Annotated in this window: 19 protein-coding genes; 9 read left to right on the top strand and 10 right to left on the bottom strand. The window is 34.3% G+C overall.

What is annotated here, in order from left to right; genetic code table 11:
- Window positions 1-17: 17 nt before the first annotated feature.
- The 4 genes from OQK60_RS02565 to OQK60_RS02550 form a co-directional block, all read right to left on the bottom strand.
- Window positions 18-770, bottom strand: a complete 753-nt coding sequence (locus OQK60_RS02565) for a TerB family tellurite resistance protein (RefSeq protein ID WP_297683764.1) — start codon at window positions 768-770, stop codon at window positions 18-20.
- 53 nt (window positions 771-823) lie between these two features.
- Entirely contained in the window at window positions 824-1,618 is a 795-nt protein-coding gene (locus tag OQK60_RS02560; RefSeq protein ID WP_297683762.1) for a DUF3108 domain-containing protein, read from the bottom strand.
- A 31-nt stretch (window positions 1,619-1,649) separates the two neighbouring features.
- Complete coding sequence (locus OQK60_RS02555; RefSeq protein ID WP_297683760.1) at window positions 1,650-2,687, bottom strand: hypothetical protein; 1,038 nt, start codon at window positions 2,685-2,687, stop codon at window positions 1,650-1,652.
- A gap of 63 nt (window positions 2,688-2,750) precedes the next feature.
- Window positions 2,751-4,124 carry an ATP-binding protein gene (locus OQK60_RS02550; RefSeq protein WP_297683758.1) on the bottom strand — a complete coding sequence of 458 codons (1,374 nt, stop codon included), beginning with the start codon at window positions 4,122-4,124 and terminating at the stop codon, window positions 2,751-2,753.
- Window positions 4,125-4,215: 91 nt separating this feature from the next.
- Here OQK60_RS02550 and OQK60_RS02545 point away from each other — a divergent pair, with 91 nt between their 5' ends.
- The 9 genes from OQK60_RS02545 to recG all read left to right on the top strand — a co-directional run bounded on the left by OQK60_RS02545 (window position 4,216) and on the right by recG (window position 11,911).
- Window positions 4,216-5,103 carry a DMT family transporter gene (locus OQK60_RS02545; RefSeq protein WP_297683756.1) on the top strand — a complete coding sequence of 296 codons (888 nt, stop codon included), beginning with the start codon at window positions 4,216-4,218 and terminating at the stop codon, window positions 5,101-5,103.
- A gap of 75 nt (window positions 5,104-5,178) precedes the next feature.
- The gene (kdsA, locus tag OQK60_RS02540; protein WP_297683754.1) at window positions 5,179-5,970 is read left to right on the top strand and encodes a 3-deoxy-8-phosphooctulonate synthase; all 792 of its coding nucleotides are present in this window, start codon (window positions 5,179-5,181) and stop codon (window positions 5,968-5,970) included.
- Between the two features lies 1 nt (window position 5,971).
- Entirely contained in the window at window positions 5,972-6,436 is a 465-nt protein-coding gene (gene ribE / locus OQK60_RS02535) for a 6,7-dimethyl-8-ribityllumazine synthase (RefSeq protein WP_297683752.1), read from the top strand.
- Window positions 6,436-6,840: a transcription antitermination factor NusB gene (nusB, locus tag OQK60_RS02530; RefSeq protein ID WP_297683750.1), complete on the top strand. Its 405-nt coding sequence runs from the start codon at window positions 6,436-6,438 to the stop codon at window positions 6,838-6,840. The genes ribE and nusB overlap by 1 nt, the downstream gene beginning before the upstream one ends.
- A gap of 3 nt (window positions 6,841-6,843) precedes the next feature.
- The gene (locus OQK60_RS02525) at window positions 6,844-7,287 is read left to right on the top strand and encodes a DUF302 domain-containing protein (protein ID WP_297683748.1); all 444 of its coding nucleotides are present in this window, start codon (window positions 6,844-6,846) and stop codon (window positions 7,285-7,287) included.
- Complete coding sequence (locus OQK60_RS02520; RefSeq protein ID WP_297683746.1) at window positions 7,272-8,324, top strand: dehypoxanthine futalosine cyclase; 1,053 nt, start codon at window positions 7,272-7,274, stop codon at window positions 8,322-8,324. Before OQK60_RS02525 ends, OQK60_RS02520 begins: the two co-directional genes overlap by 16 nt.
- Window positions 8,325-8,373: 49 nt before the next feature.
- Entirely contained in the window at window positions 8,374-9,609 is a 1,236-nt protein-coding gene (locus OQK60_RS02515; RefSeq protein ID WP_297683744.1) for a pitrilysin family protein, read from the top strand.
- A gap of 69 nt (window positions 9,610-9,678) precedes the next feature.
- Window positions 9,679-9,969 (top strand): hypothetical protein, encoded by a 291-nt coding sequence (locus tag OQK60_RS02510; protein ID WP_297683742.1) that lies wholly within the window; start codon window positions 9,679-9,681, stop codon window positions 9,967-9,969.
- A gap of 97 nt (window positions 9,970-10,066) precedes the next feature.
- The gene (gene recG, locus OQK60_RS02505; protein ID WP_297683740.1) at window positions 10,067-11,911 is read left to right on the top strand and encodes an ATP-dependent DNA helicase RecG; all 1,845 of its coding nucleotides are present in this window, start codon (window positions 10,067-10,069) and stop codon (window positions 11,909-11,911) included.
- Here recG and raiA read toward each other — a convergent pair.
- The 6 genes from raiA to OQK60_RS02475 form a co-directional block, all read right to left on the bottom strand.
- Entirely contained in the window at window positions 11,908-12,450 is a 543-nt protein-coding gene (raiA, locus tag OQK60_RS02500) for a ribosome-associated translation inhibitor RaiA (RefSeq protein WP_297683738.1), read from the bottom strand. The two genes, recG and raiA, sit on opposite strands and share 4 nt — an antisense overlap.
- A gap of 64 nt (window positions 12,451-12,514) precedes the next feature.
- Window positions 12,515-13,021, bottom strand: a complete 507-nt coding sequence (locus tag OQK60_RS02495; RefSeq protein WP_297683737.1) for a hypothetical protein — start codon at window positions 13,019-13,021, stop codon at window positions 12,515-12,517.
- On the bottom strand, window positions 12,997-13,893 hold the full coding sequence (locus OQK60_RS02490; protein WP_297683735.1) for a type II secretion system protein: 897 nt from the start codon (window positions 13,891-13,893) through the stop codon (window positions 12,997-12,999). The genes OQK60_RS02495 and OQK60_RS02490 overlap by 25 nt, the downstream gene beginning before the upstream one ends.
- On the bottom strand, window positions 13,893-14,489 hold the full coding sequence (locus OQK60_RS02485; RefSeq protein ID WP_297683733.1) for a hypothetical protein: 597 nt from the start codon (window positions 14,487-14,489) through the stop codon (window positions 13,893-13,895). The genes OQK60_RS02490 and OQK60_RS02485 overlap by 1 nt, the downstream gene beginning before the upstream one ends.
- Window positions 14,483-18,883, bottom strand: a complete 4,401-nt coding sequence (locus tag OQK60_RS02480) for a hypothetical protein (RefSeq protein WP_297683731.1) — start codon at window positions 18,881-18,883, stop codon at window positions 14,483-14,485. The genes OQK60_RS02485 and OQK60_RS02480 overlap by 7 nt, the downstream gene beginning before the upstream one ends.
- A gap of 255 nt (window positions 18,884-19,138) precedes the next feature.
- Window positions 19,139-20,335 (bottom strand): Fic family protein, encoded by a 1,197-nt coding sequence (locus OQK60_RS02475; protein ID WP_297683729.1) that lies wholly within the window; start codon window positions 20,333-20,335, stop codon window positions 19,139-19,141.
- Window positions 20,336-20,340 lie beyond the last annotated feature (5 nt).

Raw genomic sequence — 20,340 nt, 5'->3', positions numbered from 1 at the left:
ATTTTACATACATGTAACTATTTTCTTTTAGCTTTTATCATCTCATATGCTTGATTTATCTCTTGAGTTTTTGCTGTTGCTTCTTGCATGTATGTCTCATCTTTTCCTTGAGATTTTATAATGTCAGGATGATACTCTCGTATAAGCTTTCTATACGCTTTTTTAATTACACTCATATCATCACTCTCATTTACACCTAGAAGTTTATAGGCATCTTCTATATTTGCTTTTGGCTGCACATTTTTCATCATTTTCTCAAACTGATCAAAAATAGCATGGTAGGCATTAGGGTCAAACTCAAAAGCTTCGGCAATGGTTACAAGTACCTGCTCTTCATTTTTACTGACATCTCCGTCAATAAACGCCAGTTGAATCAAAAAGCCCATAAATTGCTGCTGTTTTGCTCTGTCTCTTTTTATTGCAGACCCAAGAGTTTGTGCAATGCTTTGCAGGTTATCAAACCTGTCTTTTTCTTCGTTGAAAATCTCTTTTAAAATATCTTTTGTTTTTTGCGGCTGGGGAAAAACTGCCGAAATATCATCAAACATAATCCCGATTAGTTGAGCCTCTAATGCATCTACTCTTCCATCAGCTTTTGCTACTTTTGCTACTAATGCAACAAACAGACCCAAATCACTTTTTTGCAGAGATTCTTTTGAAACAGAGAAGTTTTTAAACGCTTCTCGCGAGTAAGCCGTATATCTCAAATAGCTCTTAAATATCCAGTAAAAAAAGCCACCTATTACAGCCAGTAGTATTAAATTGCCCATAATTATCCTTTATTAATCATATTATTATAGGAAATAGAAGTTAATAAATAGATTTATTTTATTGCAATATTTTGATCAACTCGGTCTGCAGTAATCTTTCCTATCCAAAAAACTTCACCAAGCAGGGCCTCTTTCATATAACCATCTTTATCAAAGGCTACAAGCACATCCACTATCTTGTCCTCCTTATCAAAAGGCTCTACATGTATATTGTAAACAGTCTCAATATCACTTGAAAAGTTAAGCAGCGCAGACTCTTTTTCTGAGCCGTCTAAAAAAGATAAAGTGACATTGTTTTCATCATTGTGCGCGCCGATAGCTACTAAATTGTAAATTTTATTTTTGGCATTGGCGTTTAGTTTAGTATTTAAATAAGCACTAAGAGAATCATCTGCAATATAAGTCTCAAGGACTTCTTCTTTATGTGATGTCTCATTAACATCCTCATAACAAATCTGAAAATCTGTAGTATCAAATCTAGACTTGCTTACTATTTTTGTCTTTTCTTCTACTAATTTTACTTCTTTTTTATCATGGTCAAAATAATAGGTTTGAATTCTGCTTTTTCTCGTAGTGTTTTTGGTTTTTATAAATTTCTGCGGAATGTATTTTCCATCGACTATGTTACCATTGCTTGTGAAAGTTTCAACCCAATTTCCGGTAAGTGTCGCAGCAACACCGACCATGATTGCCGAGAGCTTAGCTTCGTAGTTGTCACCATTTACTTTTAATGTAAAATCAGCATACCCGACTCTCCCAAACATACCAACATTTACATCATAACGCGTCGAATAGCTTTGAGCAAAAAAAGAGCTAGTCAACAAGAATATAATTACAAAAATTTTCATCTTCAAACCCCTTCATATAATATATATTATATCAAATGTTTCCAAAATAAAAATCAACATAAAATTTCAATATGTAGTTTGGTTCATAATCATATTGCCTATGAAAGCTGATTCCAGGCTGTATCTCATATGCAAACCATTTACGCCAAATACTCTGACGCCAACCAACTGTGGTACTATAGTTACTTATGCCGGAGTATGACTCTGGTTTATCAAGAGTTCTATATTTTGTATTTCCCCAAAATGATTGTGATAAGCTTAATCCAGATTTTTTTGACTGTATAAAAAAGTAAGAAAAACCTAGGCTGTAGTCCATTCCGTCTACATGTGCTCTTGTTTTACGATGCAGGGTGGTTCTAAAAAGTGAAGACTCTTCGAGTGCTCTGTCAAAATATACATTAGTCTCTTCCTGCCAGCCATCATCTATTGAGTATTTAAACTGTTGCGTAGGCTCGATTTTCCATTTTCCGCTTAGATAAGCTCTAGAGTATCTAGCACGAAGATACCCGTTTAATCCGCTGGTTCCTATTGAGTATTTTGATTTAAGTTTATAGTAGTCTGGTGAAAAGTAGCTAAGTCCAACATCTGGAGTTTTTTCTTCATCAGAAGCATCACCGGTAAAGTAATCTCGCTCTACATTGTCAAAAAACAGTTTAATATTTTTTTTGGTTTTGCTCAGGGGTATTTGAACTCTTATTTTGTAGTTGAAGTCAGTTGACTCTTTTGATTGAAAATCTGCACCAAATCGAACACGAACGAATCTTTTTTCAGTCTCTTCAATAAACTTCTCATTTTTAAAAAAATCATCAACAGAAATGTCACTATCTTCAAAAAATCTTTCATTTAGTATTTTTTCTTGTTCTTCACAATAAGCTTCATCATCTGCATTGTAAATCCAGCGGCTTAGTCCATTGTCTATATTGTATGACCAGTCAACAACTTTTTCTGATATCTTTTTTTGCTTTTCGTCAATATACTCTTCAAAAGTTTGAGTTGTAGTATTGGTGTCTGCAACTGCTTGAGAAATTAAAAACAAGCATAGCAAAACAGCTATCATGCGTAAGGACAAAATTTCCCCTTTTGTTATTGTCTTTAAATTATATCTTTATTAAATTAAATATGCCATATGTAATTAATTATTTTGTGGTAGAGATATTTGAAAAACGGCACCTTGTGTATTATTGAAAACCGTAAGTTTTCCACCGCAATGATCTTCTATAATTGTTTTACTCATATACAGCCCCAGACCGGTGCCATCTTTTTCTTTTTTTGTACTAAAATACGAATCAAATATTTTTTCAATAATATCATTTGGAATACCACCGGCATTGTCGGAAACTTCTATTATATTTTTTTCATTTTCATTATATGAAGATAGTTTAATATAAGGGTCTTTAATTTCATTCTCAAGTAGGGCATCTTCGGCATTTTTTATTAGATTTAAAACAACTTGAATCAACTCATTTCTATGTGTATGAAAATCTTCGTTGCAGTTTAGTTCTTTTTTTAGTGTTATGTTCTTGGTTTTTAAAGAGTTTCCAACTATATTGAGTGTATTTGCTATGGCTTCGTCACAATTAGTTTTTTGTTTTTGTTTGTTTGGTTTAAAAAACTCTCTAAAATCATCTATTGTTTGGCTTAGGTGTTGTACCAATTTAGATATTTTGTTTGTGTTTTTTATGGTTGCATCTTTATCTAAGGAGTCAAGCATAGCATCTACTTCAATAGTAGAATTAATGCTGCTGATTGCCCCGAGTGGCTGTCTCCATTGATGAGCAATCATAGCAATCATCTCTCCCATTTGAGCCATTCGTGATTGTTGTATTAAGTGTTCTTCTTTTTTTCTATTTTTATCAATTTCTTCTTTTACTTTCTTTTGTAGATTGCTGTTAAGCTCTTTTAATTCATCACTGTTCTTTTTTATCTGTTTACTAGCCGGATGGAATATAAAAATTACCTCTAAAATCAAAAGAGCCAGAGTAATGATGAGGATGTATAGTTGAGTTTGTTTTAAATTAGCAACTTTTAAATTGTTTATATTTTCATACTCTTGGACAGCCTCTGAGAGTAAAGGAAGCAAGTGTTCAGCATCAGCTGATATTTTTGTAATAATTTCTTTGTTTTTATGATTGACAATTGCACCAAGCTCATTTAAAAATGTATTTAATTTTATGGATAGTTTTTTTTCATCATAGATGATTTTTAATCGAGTGTTTTTATCTTTGTTAAGTAGATAGTTATGAGAATCTTTCATAAGTTTTATATTTTTTTCTAAAGTTTGTCTGTTTTCTTGAGTTGGGCTATCTAGATATTTTATTGCAAGAAGTATAAGATTTTGGGACAACATTCTTTGACGACCGCTTGTATTGATTATACTAGAGTCATTTTCAATCGAATCAATTATTCTCTCAACATTTATGTATGCAAAAACCGACAATATTGCAACTAGTAACATAGCTGGAATATATCTGTTGCGCAACGATAACATGTTATTGTTTTTTTTCATGATTATGAACATCTCCTATTTAATTCAAATAAATTATAACATAATCTATTTGAATAAACAAAGTACAAAATAGTATGGCTATAATTGCATTATGCAAAGTATAAAACAATTAAACAGTGGTGTTAAATATATGGTTTTGGCATCATTTATTTTCGCAATTATGGGTGCATTTGCCAAGCTTGCATCAGAACATATGAGTTCACTCGAAGTAGTCTTTTTTAGAAATATCTTTGGCGTGGCTATAATAGGCTACGCTGTATACAAAAAACCTATGATTCAGCAGGGCGGAAAGCCATTTTTACTGCTTTTTCGAGGAGTGATGGGCTTTGTCGCCGTATTGGCTTACTTTTATAATATCGCAAATATTCCACTTGGAGATGCAGTCACATTTAGTAAAACAGCACCGATTTTTACTGCAATATTTGCATGGCTGTTTTTAAAAGAGAAGCTTTCACTCAGTGCGTGGCTTGCTGTATTTATCGGTTTTGGAGGCATACTTCTTATAACTGGGCCAACTGGGATTGGATTTACAAAGTATGATATTCTGGGCATCTTTAGCGGTGTCGGAGCGGCACTGGCTTACACTTCTGTTAGAGAACTTAAAAAATACTATGACACAAGAGCGATAGTTTTATCCTTTACTTTAGTGGGAACAATCGGTCCGATTATCCTTTTTATATTATCAAAATATTTCTACATGTCAGAGCTTGATTTTATGCTTGGTGAGTTTGTCTTGCCAAAGGGGATTGTTTGGTTTTATGTTATCGCTTTGGGTGTTTTAGGAACACTCTCGCAATTTTTTATGACAAAAGCTTACGGAGAGACCAAAGCAGGGATAGTTGGAGCGGTTAGTTACAGCAATATAGTATTTGCTATATTAGTAGGGCTTTTACTCGGCGATTCTCTTCCTAACTTGATAACTACATGTGGAATAATTCTTATTGTTTTTGCCGGAATTATGGTTGCTCGTACTAAGTAGTACGGTGTGGTAATTTTAGATTAAAACCATTATGATATAATCTCTCTCTATTTTTAAATGCTATAAAGGTAAATAATGACATTACTCACAGGACCTTGTGTTATCGAGAGTGAAGAAAATATTTTTAAAATTGCAAAAGCTTTAGAGCAGTATCATGAAGATGATTCTATAGACTTCTTTTTTAAAGCTAGTTTTGACAAGGCAAATCGTACATCATTAGAGAGTTTTCGTGGACTTGGTATCGATGAAGGTCTGCGTATACTTCAAAAAGTCAAAGATGACTTTGGGTATAAAATTGTTACTGATGTACACGAGTCTACTCAAGTTGCTCAAGTAGCAGAGGTAGTTGACATGTTGCAAATTCCAGCTTTTTTATGTCGTCAGACAGACTTGCTGGTAGCTTGTGCAAAGACCGACAAAATAGTCAATATCAAAAAAGGACAGTTTTTAAGCGGCGATGCTATGCTTTATCCAGTTTTAAAAATCCTTCAAACAAGAGGGTGTTCAGAGGCGACTTATGAGAACTCTAAAAAGCATGGTGTGTTTCTTTGTGAGAGAGGAAACTCTTTTGGATACGGCAACATGGTAGTTGATATGAGAAACTTAGTCACTATGAGAAAGTTTGCACCGGTTATATTTGATGCAACACATTCTGTTCAGATGCCAACTGCACAAGACGGCAAAACAGGCGGGGACAGTTCTATGGTTCCATACTTGGCAAAAGGTGCAGCGGCGGTTGGAGTTGATGGTTTTTTTATGGAGACGCACTTTGACCCAAGTATTGCACTTAGCGATGGACCAAATATGGTAAAACTTGATGAGTTAGAAAAATTAATAATAAAAATTAAAAAGATACAGGAGATATAGTATGAAATTAGTTGAAGGTAAATTAAAAGTAGTAAACGGCAAAAAAATTGCAATAGTTAGTACAAGATGGAATCACTTTATAGTTGACAGATTGGTTGAAGGCGCAAAAGATGCATTTGATCGTCATGGTGGAGAAGAGAGTGATTTGACTCATGTATTGGTTCCTGGGGCATTTGAACTTCCAATGATAGTTGACCAACTTTTAGCATCTGGTAAATATGATGCAGTGTGTGCTTTAGGTGCAGTTATCCGTGGAGCCACTCCTCACTTTGATTATGTATCAGCTGAGGCGACTAAAGGTATCGCTACTATGAGCCTTAAGTATCAAAAACCGGTTTCATTCGGACTGCTTACTACTGATACAATCGAGCAGGCAATAGAAAGAGCCGGTACAAAAGCCGGAAATAAAGGTTTTGAAGCAATGACTACTGTTATTGAGATGCTTGACTTGTATGAGAACCTTTAATGGCTACTAGACATCACGCTAGAATGGCAGTTGTAAGTCTGCTATACGCTTATGACTTAGGTAACGGAAACATCGCAGAGCACACAGATGAGATTTTAGAAGAGAAAAAGATTCGTAACAAACAAAAAGACTTTGCACTAGCTCTTTATGAGGGTGTTATGGCAAATCTTGAGGCTTGTGATAAAGCGATTATTGAGCATTTAAAAGATTGGGATTTTGAGAGACTCGGAAGTATTGAGCGAGCTACTCTTAGACTAGCAACTTATGAGATACTTTTTGGTGAACTTGATTCTGCTGTTGTTATAAATGAAGCGGTAGAGATTACAAAGGCATTTGGTACAGAACAATCCCCTAAATTTATTAATGGTGTTCTTGACGCAATAAGCAAAGACAAACCAGAGTAGTTTATGAAGAAGATTATAGCTTTAGTTGTTTTTACAACAGCACTTTTTGCAAATGACATTATTGTCAAAGAGAGTCAATGCAGTTTTGATGAAACAGTTGAAAATATTGAGCGAATAGTTAAAAAAAATGGATCAACTATATTTGCGACTATAAATCACAAAGCCAATGCAGATATGGTCAAAATGGATATGAATCCTTCAAAAGTGATAATTTTTGGGAATCCAAAACTTGGTACTGTTTTGATGAACCAAGAGATGAAAATAGGACTCGATCTTCCTCTTAGAATACTTGTTTACAAAGATAAAGAAAATCGTGTTCAAATGGCTTATAGAGATGGTTCATGGCTTGAACAAAAACATGACATAGATGCCCCCAAAAAAGTTCAGAAGGTTAACACGGGTATGGATAAAATAACTACTAAAGCGGGACAATGCAAAAAAGATTAACTAAAGAAGAGGCATTAGACTTAATAAAAAATGCTGATTTAAAAGAGTTGGGAAAAATGGCAACTGCTCGTAAAAAAGAGTTACATCCAAAAGGTATAACAACTTTTGTAGTAGACAGAAATATCAACTACACAAATATCTGCTGGGTTGATTGCAAGTTTTGTGCATTTTACAGGCATGAAAAAGATGCGGATGCTTATGTTTTAACATTCGATGAGATTGATGAAAAGATAGATGAGCTTTTAGAAATCGGCGGAACGCAGATACTTTTTCAAGGCGGAGTCCATCCAAAACTAAAAATTGAGTGGTATGAAGATTTGGTAGAACATATTCACACCAAATACCCTACTATTACTATCCATGGTTTCTCTTCAATAGAACTTGACTTTATTGCAAAAGTTTCTCGCATTACAATTCAAGAAGTTCTTGCTCGTCTCAAAGCCAAAGGTCTTGCATCAATTCCCGGAGCAGGAGCTGAAATTCTCTCTGATAAGGTTCGTGATATTATTGCACCTAAAAAGATTGACTCTGATGTTTGGATAGATGTTCACCGTCAAGCTCATAAGCTCGATATTATGTCAACTGCTACTATGATGTATGGAACAGTTGAGAGCGATGAAGATATAATAGAGCACTTTGATATGGTAAGAAATCTACAAGATGAAACAAGTGGTTTTAGAGCATTTATCATGTGGAGTTTTCAAGGGCAAAACACTGAACTTCTGGCTCAGATACCTGATATGGATAAGCCGTCATCAAATCGTTATTTGAGACTTCTTGCAGTTGCAAGGCTTTATCTTGATAATGTGCCAAATATTCAAAGTTCATGGGTGACACAAGGTCCATACATAGGTCAGATGGCTCTTATGTTTGGAGCAAATGATTTGGGCTCTACTATGATGGAAGAAAATGTTGTAAGCTCTGCAGGAGCTGCGTACACAATGGCAAAAGAAGAGATGGTAAACCTCATAAAAGACATAGGTGAAACTCCGGCTGTGAGAAATACAGCTTATGAGATTTTAGAAAAGTTTGAATAAAATGAAGAAAATACTACTACTTATACTACTAATGTTAGGACAAACGATTATGGCAGCAAAAATAGAATATATTGAAGTAAAAGGTATGAAAATACCTCTTATTTTTGAAGAAGACAAAAGATTACCACTAGTTACTATGCAGTTCATATTTGAAAATGGCGGAAGTATAGCAGACACAAAAGCAGGACTTGCAAAATTTAGTGCAAGAGTTATGGGTGAGGGTACTTCAAAACTTGGAAGCAGTGCTTTTGCTGAGGCTCTTGAGAGTAAAGCTATTCATATATCGTCATCAACAGGTAAAGAGACTTTTGTTATGGAACTTAGTTGTTTAAAAGAAGAGTTTGACAATGGTTTGAAATATTTTGATTCACTTTTAAAAGACCCCAACTTTAGTGAAGAAGCAATAAGTAAAGTAAAAACAACAACTCTTGGTGCTTTAGCTAGAAAAGAGAACGATTTTGACTATATAGCTTCAACTGAATTAAAAGCGTTGCTTTTTGAAGGCAGTGCACTGGCACAGCCATCTTCTGGAACAGTACAGAGTGTAAAAAGCATCGAAGTTGATGATGTTAAAAAGTTTGTTAAAGAGCATCTAGTTGCTTCTAGACTAATTGTTGTTCTTGGTGGCGATGTAGAATTACAAGAGGTAAAAGATAAAATCTCTAAAGTGATAGATACAATGGCTAAAGGCAAACCAACTGCTCTAAAAAACTACTCAGTTAGAAAATCACCTAAAGAAAAGATACTCATAAGAGAAACAGAACAGGCTTATATGTATTTTGGTTCTCCATATCATGTGGCAGTAGGTTCGGAGGATTATTATAAGGCAAGAGTTGCAACTTTTATCTTGGGAAGCGGGGGCTTTGGTTCTCGTCTTATGGAAGAGATAAGAGTTAAAAAAGGACTAGCGTATTCTGCATATGCAAAGGTACATGTAAGTAAATCAAGCTCTTATATGAGCGGTTATCTTCAAACAAAATTAGATTCTCTTGAAGATGCAAAAAAGACAGTTAATGAAGTAATGTCAGATTTTGTAAAAAACGGCGTTACAAAAGAAGAGTTAGAACAGACTAAAAAGTTTTTACTTGGAAGTGAGCCACTAAGAGTTGAGACAATGAGTCAAAGACTAAACCGTACTTTTATGGACTACTACAAAGGTCATGAGTTGGATCACTCTCAAAAAGAGCTGGAGCTGATAAAAAAACTAAAACTAAAAGATTTAAATAAGTTCATAAAAGAGCATAAAGAGATTTTAGAAATGAGTTTCGCGATAGTTACAAAGTGAAACTTCTTTAGAAAATAGAATTTTTCTGCTATAGTTATATAAATAACTTATAGTTCAAAAGGATATATCATGAAAAAAGATGAGATGGTTCAAGAGGCTAAAAAACAGTTACAACAGTTTGAAAAAGAGATGAGTGAGCTCAAAGAGGCTACTTCTCACTTAAGCGTAGAAGCAAAGAAGCAGTTTGATATCGGTGCAAAAGAGTTAGAGAAACTTTATAAAGAAGCACATGAAAAATTTGATGAATTCTCACATAAAGCTGAAGAAAACTACAAAGAAGCAAAAGATTTTATAGAGTTGACAAACAAGGCATTAAAACACTCTTTTAATTATTTTATATCGCACTACAGAAAAAAATAGAAATTATTAGTTAAAACATTTCATTTTGCAATATTTTACAGCAAAAATGAGATACTAGAGTAGTATTTTAATATATAACTCTATAAAAAGATTTAACATGAACCTCACAAAAGAGCAAGAAGAAAAATTTAAAAAACTTGGTATTAACTCTTGGTGCGAGCTTGCTCTTATGATACCTTACACTTATGAGGATTTACGACTTCATAACAAACTAAAAACACACACTTTACAACTCATAGATGCAACTGTTGAGTCAGTTTATCGTGCTCCAAATTCAATCCAGATAACTTTTTATGCTCATAATTTTGCTCATGCAATTACGGGTGTTTTATTCCGTCCAAAACCTTATATGCTTCATCAGTTTAAAGTCGGTGACAGAGATTATTACTATGGAATGATTGAGTGTAAAACTGGAGTCTGCAGTATGAGTATGCCAAAAAAAGTGACAGCTGTCGGGGCAATTACGCCAAAGTATAAATCAGCCTTACGATCAGATGTTATGCTTCGTTTTATTCAAAACAATCTTACAAAAGAGAACTTAAAAGCAGAGGGCTTAAGTGATGCTATTATAGATGAAGTACTTAAATTACATTTTCCAAAAGAAACGCTTACAAATTTAAAAGATTTAAATATAAATACTATAAATGCTTTGAAGTATTTGGAGCTATTTATTTACATGAAACAACTATCTGCAAAAAGAAGATATTTCAAATCTTTAACATCTACATGTAGAGACTATAAAGAGTGGGCCTTAACTCTGCCGTTTCAACTAACAGGTGAGCAGATAGGTGCAATTGAAGACATTAAATCTGATTTTGGTAAAAATATAGCAGCAAAACGAATGATTGTAGGAGATGTTGGAAGTGGTAAAACAATGGTTATTTTAGCATCAGTAGTAATGATGCAGCCTAATCGTTCTATCTTAATGGCACCTACGACAATACTTGCGAATCAACTCTTTGAAGAAGCGCGTAAATTTCTTCCACATGTCAAATCTGTATTAATTACGAATAAAAGTAAAAAGATAGATTTAAATGAGTATGATTTTATCATTGGGACTCACGCACTTTTATATAGAGAACTTCCACCCTCAACCAAGGAGGGCAAGAAAACCGGACTTGTTATGGTTGATGAACAGCATCGTTTTGGAACAGCACAAAGAAATATGTTGGAAAAACTTGTAAGCAGTGGTGAAACCCTCAACCAAGGAGGACAAGCGAAGCCACACTACTTACAGTTTTCAGCAACACCCATCCCAAGAACTCAGGCTATGATAGAGACAGCTCATATTGATGTATCTCTTATCACTTCTACTCCGTTTAAAAAGGATATAACCAGTAAAGTCATACATAAGAGTGATTTTAAGGAATTGCTGGAACATATAGGACATGAGATAGCTAAAAAAAATCAAGTACTTTTAGTTTATCCATTAGTAGAGCAGAGTGAAGTTTTAGAGTATCAGAGTATAGATGAGGCTCGTGGATACTGGGAGAGTAAATTTGAAAATGTTTATGTTACTCACGGAAAAGACAAAGACAAAGAAGAAATATTAACAGAGTTTAGTAAAAAAGGAGATATCTTAATAGCTACAACGGTTGTTGAAGTGGGAATATCTCTTCCGAGGCTCTCAACTGTAGTAATTGTAGGTGCAGAGAGATTGGGGCTCTCTACACTTCATCAACTTCGCGGTCGTGTTAGCCGTACCGGACTTAAAGGTTACTGCTATTTATATACAAATAAAAACGAGTCTGTAAGATTGGATAAGTTTACACAAACAACAAGCGGGTTTGATATAGCAAATCTTGATTTAAAGTTTAGAAAAAGCGGTGATTTACTAAAAGGTCACAACCAAAGTGGAAGTCAGTTTAAGTGGGTTGATTTGGCAGATGATGAAGAGATTGTAAGAGAAGTAAAGGAGTCTTTACTTCTTAATAAGGTTTAATACAACCCGAATTTGCCGTCATTTCTTTTGTAAAGAACACGAGTTTTATCTTCATTGTCTAAAAATATTTCAAATACTTTATTTGTCTCTTTTAGGTCATTTAAAACATCTTCTACCTCACGAGGTTTATAAAGACTAAGTTCAACAGGAACGATTTCATCTTCTAGAGCTTCACTAGCTTCGCTTAAATCTATTTTAGTGTTAGCTTCGTTTTTAGCTTCATTCATACCATCTTTATAGTGGTTTGTATCTCTGTCATGCATACGACGCATAGCTTTTTGAGCTCTTGCAATAGCTAAATCGATAGCGGCATATAAGTCATCATCATTTTGTTTAATAATAATTGAGTTTTTGTGAGCAAGATGTATAGTGAATTCCACCATTGAATGTTCTTTGCCTTTTTTAGTTTGAGCAGTTGCTACAACATTTACAGAGATAATATCCATGTGGTATTTTCTAAGTGTTTCGATAGATGCGTTCATGTGAGCTTTGATAGGCTCTGTAAGTTCTAATTGTCTACCAGTTAGGGAGATATTCATTAAAAATCCTTTTAAGTTATTATATTTGGATTATAGCATTAAAAGGTTTATAAAGATTTATAAACTACAGTTTTTGTATAGTTCTTCTAAAATATCGTATAGGTTCCGTACCAGCATTTGTACTGACTGTTATATCCATCAATACAGAGCCGTTTTGTTCATCAGTTGTTAGTGTCGTAAAGTAGTCATCATTGATACCATCTCCATTAATATCACCACAAGCTAAACCTCTATACACATATCTAATAGTTACATTGGCATCATACAAACATGCAGCACCAACACATCCAGATGGAAAGCTATAGTTTGCAGTAGGTACCGTACAAGGATTTGCTTGTGCGATATCCAACAGAGCAAGTTCAGCAGCACTTTTGGAGTACAAAACAGATTGCTCATAAAGATATAAATCAGTTGTTCTTTTAGTTGTTTGTGTAGTAAGTGCGAGTGAAAGAGCCATTATAGTACCGATTATTACTATAATCGCTATTGCCATAATCATAGCCATACCAGATCTAAATCCAGCTTGTTTTTTATAAGTAGCAGTTCTTAGTAAATTGTTTTTTCTTTGCATAACGAATAATCCTCCACTACATCACTGTTTACACATACTTGTATTTTAACAATAGAACCAATTGATTTAAATTGAAATGTACTTACATTTTCCATTAAAATTTCACTTTTTCCATTTGTATAACTTTCACCTTCCCAAGGTTGATAGTCATAATAAAGCATAAGTGTTCCAGTAGCTGTTCCGGCATTATAATCACTTATACCGACTGCATAAGCAGTCCATGCTAGCTGATAATACTCAAATACATCTACACCAGTAAAATTGCCAACGGCCGGAGTAAACTGAGTTGGTTGTCCGCCTACAGAATTTATAGGATGCATCGCTCCGTTTTGAGTATTGATAGTAGTTAAGTTACCATCCCATCCATACCCACTTACGATATCACTGTCTGAACCTATAAAATAAAGGGCTGCATTGTTTATAGTTGTTCCACTGTTATGAGAAAGAACTTGTATCATTGTATTTATGGCAGTCGTGTCTGTTCCTGGAGAAACAAGAATATTGGAGGTGCTTGATGGGTGGTAAAGATCTATAATTCCGCTCCAGTTTGGAAGAGAGTTTCCACGAAGATTTTCTATGTCAGTTGCTACCCATTCTAAGATATTATATTCACTTCCACTAGCACTACCTATTGGTAAAAATGAAGCATCACTGCTTTTTCTGCCAATGACAGAATCTTTGATGCGGTATTGTAGTCTTGAAGCAACAGACTCAACTGCTGCAGCACTTTGAGCTTGCAGAGTGTTGTTAATACTAGAAGCTATAAAACCCCTGTATGCTTGGTTTAAAAACTCAACACCAAATTTAGCAAGTATACCCATAACAACTATTACAAAGATGAGTTCTAAAAGTGTAAAACCACAACGGCGCATTAAAATCTCCTCTTATAGTAGTCAATTTCACCAACATTGGCACTTTGCGCTCTAAGTACTACAACAGTGGTTCCATTTGCATCTGTTATAGTTGATGTAATTATCTTGATATTTGCATCAGCTCCATCAGGAGCAACATTGATAGTACTTGTATAGTTATTTTTATAACCCTCAGCGCTTCCAATATCGGTAAAAATAGACTGGGTAATAGCTGCATCGTTTAAATCAGTAACTATACCGCCTGGAGCATTACGGGCTCCTGTTGTATTTGAGTCTAAGCATCTTCTATGTAGCGGCTGGGCTATGTGTCCATTTCTTAGTCTGTCACCATTGCAATCTCCACTTATGTCTATTACTCTTGATAAATGGCTAATATTCATGTCTTGCATAGAATTGTCATCCCAATAGTATGAAGTAGCACCCATAAGTTCTGCAGATGCAGCAAAGATAGCCTCCTGGACTATATTGCTTTCAACTCCTTGTGATGTAACTTGAATCATCATAGGTAGAGACATAACAGATATCGCTATAACAACTATCGCAAATATCAGCTCAATCATAGTAAAAGCAAGTTTGCTAGCGGCTTTTCTTACCAATTACTTCTCCTATTTGTTCTAACTGCACCTACATCTTGAGTAGTAGTATTTGTTTCATGCTCGCCACTCCAACCAGTTCCTGGAGCTTCAAACTCTACAGCAAATTCATTTCTTGTAGCAGTTGGATCATCTTGGTTGTATATCAACCAACCTGAAGCAATGTTTTGCATTATAGTTTTGTATGGATAGCCTTTGCTTGCATCATAGTTAAGAGTGGTGATAGATGGATTCCCAGTAGGATTATCAGTTGCATCTATAATATCAGCAGCGATGTTTGTTCCACCTCTTTGTACAACAATGCTAACATTGCCGTCATTTATGATATCGTGATTTTCATTCATAAACCATCTTATATCATCAGTTCTTTTTAATGTTCCTGTAGGATTTTGAAGAAGTGCCTGATTACATGTATTGCCGCTAATACTGCCAAAACAATATACTTCATAGTATATATTAGCTGTTCCTGTGTTTCCGTCATATCTCTGTCTTGATGCATGTGTACGACCGTAGTAATGCTTGAGAGTTATTCTATTATTTGCTATGTCTGTTCTATTTAAATCACGATAACCTTCTGCTTCATGTGTTGAATCTAAATCAGCATTCATTCTACAATTCGCAGGAGTTGTACAGTTTGCATCGTATGTAGTAAATGTCAACTCTTCTGGATTAAAAACAGTAGTTACATTTCTATCGAAATTTAGATTTAAGACCGTATTTACATTACCGTTATTTGATTTATTAAAATCATTTGTTGCTAAATTAATTAAACCAGATAAGCCATTTATAGTACCATTTTTATCAACTATCGCCGGGTCTGTATTTTGAAAATTGTATTGATAATTAATTACATTAGAGTCAGCCAAGCTTTTATTTATGGTTAAAGTGACCGGTTTTGCATAGCAGTTGTCTACAAAATTACTTAAGGTTGAATCATCATAACCAACTGCACCAATCCAGCCATTTAAATGAAAAGACATCTCTGGACTTTGCGACATGTCAGACATATAGATAAAAGTATTTGCATCAAATATCGTGTTGTTGTTTTCACCATGTGACGGTGTTATTCCTATATTGAATTTATATGGATTAAACTCTAAGTTATAGTCTCTATATTTTAAAGAGGAACCACTACTATCATGATTGGAACTTATATTACAGCCATTTAAAGTACCGGAATTAATAGCTTGTGTAGTTGAGCTGTTAGCAATACAATCAGCTCCACCTAAAAAGTATGAACCCACATGGTGAGCTGGCTGTGTATTATCAACAATAGTCCATGTTGTGTCTGTAATATTTAATCCATACTCACCAACTTGATTAAGAGATGAGTTTATATCAACTGAACCATTGACAAATCTCATAGGAATTGAGTGATTATTGTCATCATTACATCCTGTAGGAGCACCACTAGGTTGCCAGGTATATTCAACATTGTCAGTTAGAATTGGGTCAAAAGATTTTGTGTATCCTGTGGATGAGTTGTTGTTTAAATGGTTTGTAGCGTTTATTTCTAAATTATACTCATAACCAGCTGCCAAGTCGACAACCGTGGCTACTGGGGTAACAACACCAGATACACTATCAGCAAGTCTAAGCTGTGAAGATGGATTTGTTTGGTTTTGATCATTTATTTTAATCATAAATGCTTCGGGTCTTATGGCAAAATTGTCTCTTGAACACTCAAATCGTGTGTTGATTCCATAAAGGCATTCTAAACATGCATAGTAATGTTTTTTAGATATAAATGTTCCAGCATTACCACATGCAACGGCAACATTTTCTGTGGTTTTAACAGGACTTGTGTCGTAAGTTACTCTTTGTACACAAGTTCCTACATCTTGAACAAGTTGAGTAAAGTTTAGTATTTTAAACTCGTCATTTGATGAATCGTATTCATGCTGTACCAGAGAATCGTTACCATCATTTGTTAGACCATAAGAGATTCTAAAAGCAACATTTTCTCTTGCCATTGAGTAAAACTCTGATGTGCTAGTTAAGTTTGTAACAGCATCATTAATCGCATCTTGTAGTGCTGCTTGATTAAATGCAACGGATGTTGCATTGTTCTCAAAAAATACTTGTACTTTTTCACTAATAGAACTTTCTTCTTCTTGGCAAGATGCATAAGTGTCATGAAATGCTGAGGCATCTATCAATTCAACTGCAACAGAAGTTGACTTCCCTTGCAGTTCATTTAGATCAGCCGGGTCCATCGCAATAACCTTAAAATTACCTTCTCTATTTGTTACTTGTGTTGGAAGGTTATAATACCTATTACCCCCTCCAGTATCATAATTATAATAACTATTATGAACTACATTAAATAACCCATATTCTGGCTCATATGTAAAGTTAGTGGAAGAACACATTGGTATCTCGGAACCAAGTTTTAGTGTATATGGGATAGTTTCTCCACCAACAACTAGATTATATCTTGTCTGAACATTAATTGGCATATCAATAGAACTATCCTTAGGATCTAGACTGTAATAAATATAAAAATGTTCGTTAGAGTCTATGGTTCCAATTGTAATATCCTCTATAGAACTTGTCCCTATAGTAATATCGGTGCCATCAATCAAATCAGTAGGAGTTAAATCACCAATTTTTGCAAGTTTTGTTGTATTTGTTACATATGTAGCTTGTGTTGTATTGATATCTAAAACATCGACATACATATCTGTGACAGCGATGTCAGAATCAACAAGGTTTCTTATAAATACACTAACTTCTATAGGTTCACCACTTATAACATCTCCAGATATTCTTGGATCTAGTGTTCCATTATTGTCTTCAGTAAAATATATGCCTTGTTGTTTATAAGCATAGTCATAACAAAACTCTGGTGCATATACATCAGTGGAAAAAGCTATGAGACCAGGAAAAATTTGATCACCTGTACCGCTTACATTTTTAGCACTTAAGCTTAAGCTTGTTGATGTCTGTTTTATTACCATAGCTAAAGATATATCAAACTCATCACTATCAAGACCTGGATAGTAACTGATAGCAGGGTCAATAGGAATACCAAAACTACTTACAGAGCCATTAAAAGCATTGTCAACAGGATTTAAAGCATTTGACAGATCAATATAATTAGATGTTGTGCCATCTTGAATTTTAAATGTATCATAATTCAGTACTTTTTCTGCCCCTGCACCATAAAATAATAGTTTTGCTTCAATTGGTGTTGATGAAGGTGTTAAGAATCCACTTAAGGGAAGGTTCACACTTTTAGTGCTATCTTGTTGAAGAGGAATAAGAGCATCAAAACCCTGAAATAAAGTAATATTTTTTGGTTTTGGTTGAGGAGATAATGCCCCGACATTTGAGTGTTCATAAACAACAATTAAATTCCAATTTCCCCAAAAACCAATTCTAATGCCATTATAAGCATATATATCATCAGCCCAAAAGTATGTTCCATAATCGGAACCTATTGTTGATTTAATATTACCAACAGTATATGAATTTATATTTCCCTTTACATAAGAATTTTGTACAATTGACGTTATATCTTTATAACCTTGATAAAAAGACCTATATCCTCCATCACTACCAGTGCCATCTCCCCAAAAGTCATGATACCAAAGTTCATCTGATGTCAAAGTGTGTACTGTACCGCTTGAATCTAGAAGTGAAACAATATTTCTTCCAGTTATTCCTACTACATAATCATTAGAATCTGGACCAGTAATGTTACCTTGCCAATATAACCCAGCATATAAAATATCTGATCCATCAATATCAACAGGTAAATTTAAAGTTTCAGTAGATGAGTTAAGCGGAATCGTTGCAATTGCAACGCTATTTTCATATTTTGTTGTAGCATTATATAGTGCTCCAGTATAGTTATAATTACATCCACCAGCGCCATTATCAACACATTGTACAGAAGAAGCTATAGAAGAGTAATCTCCATATATATTTGTTCCAGCACCACCATAAATAATTGAAAATGGATTTTCATATTTAGTTAGATGACCTTCTGAAGATGAGTCAAAAGGAGTAAATTGAATTGTTAATGTATGTGTAGCAGCTCCATCTGCAAATACAACAATATTTATGTCAAAAGCAAAGGATTGGGTATATACTAAAGAAGTAGTTCCAGATTCAACTCCAGCTGGACAGCTATTTTCTGAACCATTTAAATTGATTTTATTGTTAGCATTGTTTGTAGTTATAGTCAGAGTTCCGGCCTCTGATGACTGTATATAGTAGCTAATAGATTCATTCGCCGACATTGCTACAGTATGTGTTGTTGTTGGAGAAGCAGCTGATAAAGAATAATTGTAATCGCTACTAGAACATTCATCAGCACCAAATATATAAGTTGGAAAGAATATTGTTAAAAACAGCAGCGGGAAATAAAGTTTTTTAGTAAAAATATTCATAACAGACCCCTTGGATGGAAGGAAATTTTCTGCACACAAACACAGGGCTCAGTAGCAGATTGTTAAATCACTCTGTTATATTATACATGATTTTTTATTGTGAATTCTTAAATGTAAAAATTACTTATTATTTAAAAAAGTAGAAATCTTCTCTGCAACTCCGTATTTTGTGGATTCTGGCAATAGTATTTGCACAGCTCTGTTGTTGTCGGTGTTAAAAATCATAGGTCATATAAGTTGACTACAGAGCCTATATTATTTTTCTGGAACTAGCATAGGAAAAAGAAATGATGCCATGGAGGCTCCGATTTTTAATCTGATTGGAGATACTTTTGAATCTGATTCTATAAAATTTCGTTTTAATAGCTCAGCCGTAACCCTAGAGGCTGTTCTCTCTTTCATTCCTATAATTTGTGCGATTTTTCCTCTTTTACACTCGCCGTTAAGCAGTAAATATTGAAATATCTTATTGCTATGTTTTGGCAGGGGTTCTATATCTAGCAAGCCATCATCTGCTTTTTGTACAAATAACTCAATCTTGGATGAAAGAGCATCCAGTTTAAGATGTTTACTCATAAAAGAGACCTGATCTAGTGAAATATCAAGCATAAAATTCACATACTCCGATAAAGCTTTTGATGAGAGAGAGCCTTTACCGTCAAACTGACCTTGTTGTGGCATATCAGCGAGAGAGAGGTATTTTTTATATTCTTGAGAATTTCTTGAAAGTCCGCGCGATATATTCCACATGCCATAGCCACTCATGCCAATACTTATAAATGCCCCATCCAACGCCAGTCTGGCAGTTCTACCATTACCATCTAAAAATGGGTGTATCCACATTAGTCTATGGTGAGACGAAAGTGCATAAATCAGTTTAAGAGCATTACTTGAGTTTAATGATTTGTTATAAAGATGTTCAAATTCATTCATTAAACTTTCAACTTTATCATAGCTTGGGGCTATATGGTTTCCAACTTTAACACTTTGTTTACGAATAGCTCCAGGGACTATTATGCCTTCTAAATCATTATGTGATACATGTAAAAATGCTTCCATACCTTTTTTACTATAAAAGCTTTTGTGAATATTTAAAATGAATTCTTTGCTATACGGTGTGCTATTTGGAGTGTTTTTAAAATAGTTTTCACACTCTTTTTGAACCTCTATGTGAGCAAGTGAAAGTATTTGCAAGTTTCTCTCTTTTGTGTCTTTAGAGTAATCATTTTGCATCGCTCTTTCTATATCTATTATATGAGTACTTTGTGATTCTATCTTGTTGGAATAATAACTATTGACTGTGTATAAAAGGTTTTTTACAGTTTGAATAATTTGTGGTGTATGTGTTCCCGTTAATTTAGCGCTTTGGATTAAAAGTTCATCAGCTTTAGATGTAAGACTAGAATTAATATTTCCATTTATATCTGTAGGAGCTATCGGAGTAAAGTTCATTAACA

Source organism: Sulfurimonas sp., from assembly GCF_026196735.1.
Lineage (GTDB): Bacteria > Campylobacterota > Campylobacteria > Campylobacterales > Sulfurimonadaceae > Sulfurimonas.
The sequence above is the reverse complement of the archived record's forward strand: the minus strand, read 5'-3'. Positions and strand labels throughout refer to the sequence as shown.